At 28.4% G+C, this 2,951-nt stretch carries 5 protein-coding genes; all 5 read right to left on the bottom strand.

Annotation, left to right across the window (positions count from 1 at the left end; genetic code table 11):
* Positions 1-485, bottom strand: a 485-nt coding sequence (locus EZH24_RS09610; RefSeq protein WP_137998938.1) for a restriction endonuclease subunit S, incomplete at its 3' end; no start/stop codon positions are given.
* Between the two features lie 38 nt (positions 486-523).
* The gene (locus EZH24_RS09615) at positions 524-940 is read right to left on the bottom strand and encodes a nucleotidyltransferase substrate binding protein (protein WP_137998939.1); all 417 of its coding nucleotides are present in this window, start codon (positions 938-940) and stop codon (positions 524-526) included.
* 18 nt (positions 941-958) lie between these two features.
* Positions 959-1,090: a hypothetical protein gene (locus EZH24_RS15340; RefSeq protein ID WP_272897892.1), complete on the bottom strand. Its 132-nt coding sequence runs from the start codon at positions 1,088-1,090 to the stop codon at positions 959-961.
* 19 nt (positions 1,091-1,109) lie between these two features.
* Positions 1,110-1,256 (bottom strand): nucleotidyltransferase domain-containing protein, encoded by a 147-nt coding sequence (locus tag EZH24_RS15125; RefSeq protein WP_236847151.1) that lies wholly within the window; start codon positions 1,254-1,256, stop codon positions 1,110-1,112.
* A gap of 105 nt (positions 1,257-1,361) precedes the next feature.
* Positions 1,362-2,858: a type I restriction-modification system subunit M gene (locus tag EZH24_RS09630; protein WP_137998940.1), complete on the bottom strand. Its 1,497-nt coding sequence runs from the start codon at positions 2,856-2,858 to the stop codon at positions 1,362-1,364.
* Between the last annotated feature and the right edge of the window lie 93 nt (positions 2,859-2,951).

The raw sequence follows: 2,951 nt of genomic DNA on the forward strand, positions 1-2,951 counted from the left end.
TCGTCAAGCGATGAGAGTATGGAGGCGATTTTCTTTTGTTCTTCCAGCGGCGGGAGTAAAAAAGTAAAATTTAAAATATGTTTTTTGTCTCCTCTAGGCATTTTAGTACCATTAGCTCCAGTCATAACATAATCAAAAAATATATTTTGCGACATTAGATAATATAAATATTTAGGATATGTATTATTATTAGTGGATTCAAATACTAATATATCAGATGAACATCCTCCATCATTTCTTGCAAACCATATCTTTTTAAAATATGGTCTTATATTAGATATTAATATATGATTTTTTAAGTATGAATTCAATTTATCTGTATTGGGTATTGAACTAGCATTTATTTTACCACCTATATTTGGTAATAAATTTTCTGTAGATATATAATTATAGTTTGTAACAAGACTTCGTGAAATTTTATTATTATAATATTTTACTATATCACCTAGCCTAACTTCCTGCCATTCTTTTTCATTTTTGCCCATTACTTAAAAAACTCCTGATGTTATTGTACAAAATCATATCAATATTTCCTTTCCTCTAACTTTTCTAAAAGATATCTCGCATAGCTTGGAAATTTTAATGCATACTCAAAAACTTCATAAGATAAAACCCCAGAATATCTATATGATGTATTATTTCTGGCATTATGAAATTCTATCCAAATATCTACATCATCTATCAAAAAATACTCGCCTGCAAGCCTGAATAATCCTTTTTTCGTAGTTTTATGCGATGTATCCGCTGAAATGTTTTCATCAAGCCATCTAGCGATTAATTTCCAACTATTCTCATAGGCTATTTCAAAATTTTGTATTACTCCTGCAGCTATTGTTTCTACTAAATATTTATTTTTATCTTCTTTATAGCTGTAATATATATCAATAGATTTCTCTAATGCTTTTATTGATTTTTCTAATGTTTCGAGATTTAAAGACATAGCCTACCCTATTATATTTTAACCAAGCCTATTATAAATTATTTTACCGTATTTTTCTATATTGTTTTTTAGCTCTTCATTGTTTATGTCATTATGACTTATTACATCAAATTTTAAAAGAGTTTCTAATTCTGAAAGCTCTTCCTTCAAACGCTCGCAAAAAAGAAAATCAAAATCCCCCTATCACAGATAAATCTATATCAGAATTATATTTTTCTCTGTTTTCTGCCCCAGATCCAAACAGTATTATTTTTTCTATTTCTTTATGAGATTTAAAAATATTGTTCATATCATAAAGAAGTTTTTCATCTATCATATATAAAACCTATATTACAATTTATTTACAAATTTTCTTTCTTTAAATACGCTATTCAATAATTTATAAGCCTTACTAAAATTATTAAATCTCCAGCGTATATTTTCATTTAATTGCATACCCTATTTCCTCTAAATTATCCTTTATGCTCTTTTCTAGTTTTCTGCTTTCTTTGAAACATTCTTCAAGCTCTTTTGTAAGTGATTTCATCTTTGAATTAAAATCTTCTTCTTCGTTATCCCCTTCTTCAAGTCCTACATAGCGTCCAGTTGTGAGTATATAATCTTCTTTAGCTATTTCATCTATACTTACACTTCTGCAGTATCCTTTTATATCTTTATATCCCTTACCTTTCTGCCAATTATGAACAGTTTTTGATATTTCTTCTATATCCTTGTCATCAAATACCTTTTGTACTCTGCTTTCCATTCTTCCATAGTTCCTAGCATCTATAAAAAGTATATGCCCCTTTTGATTTTTATTCTTATTCAAAAACCATAATGAAACAGGTATTTGTGTTGAGAAAAATAATTGAGTAGGAAGCGATATTATACACTCTATTAAATCATCTTTTATCATATTCTCTCTTATAACACCTTCTCCAGATGTCTGAGTAGAAAGAGAACCATTTGCAAGTACAACCCCTGCTTTACCATTTTCTGATAATTTTGATGCAATATGAGAAAGCCAAGCATAGTTTGCATTTCCAGCTGGAGGAATACCCCATTTCCAACGGTAATCATCTTTTAAAGCATCTCCTCCCCAATCTGACATATTAAAAGGAGGATTAGCCAATATATAATCAGCCTTTAAATTTCTATGTAAATCTTCAAAGAAAGTATCAGCATTTTTTTTACCCAAATTACCATCTATGCCATGTATAGCTATATTCATATTGCAAAGTTTCCAAGTTGTAGGATTGCTTTCCTGTCCGTATACTGAAATATTGTTAATATTTTCTGAATGTGCTTCTAAAAATTTGGCACTCTGTACAAACATACCTCCGCTTCCGCAGCAAGGGTCATATATTCTGCCCTTATAAGGTTCTAATATTTCTACTAAAAGTTTTACTATAGATGAAGGTGTATAGAACTCTCCTCCCCTTTTACCTTCTGCACTTGCAAACTGCGATAAAAAATATTCATATACATTTCCAAGTATATCTTTTTTATTTTTATTTACTATTTTTATATTAGAAAATAAATCTATTATCTCCCCTAGCCTTCTTTTATCAAGTTCTGGCCTGCTGTAATTTTTAGGCAGTATATCTTTTAATTTTTTATTGTTTTCTTCTATTTTTATCATCGCATCATCTATAATAGAACCTATTTCATCAGAACGTGCTTTTGAGGCTATATATTTGAATCTTGATTTTTCGGGCAAATAAAATATATTTTTTTCACTGTATGCTGCAGCATAATCTTGCAAGTCAAGCCCTTCTTTTACAAGCTCATTATATCTTATTTCAAATTTATCAGAAATATATTTTAAAAATACAAGCCCAAGTATTACATGTTTATATTCAGAAGCATCAATATTTCCTCTTAATTTATCAGAAGCTGCCCATAATTCCTTTTTTATATCATTATCATTTGAACTCATTTTATTTTAACTCCCTATTATAAATTTGAACAATAATAAATATACTTAAAAAATACGATTTTGTCAAAATATAATTTAATTATTATAGTTTTA

It is taken from the genome of Brachyspira catarrhinii (assembly GCF_005518285.1).
Lineage (GTDB): Bacteria > Spirochaetota > Brachyspiria > Brachyspirales > Brachyspiraceae > Brachyspira > Brachyspira catarrhinii.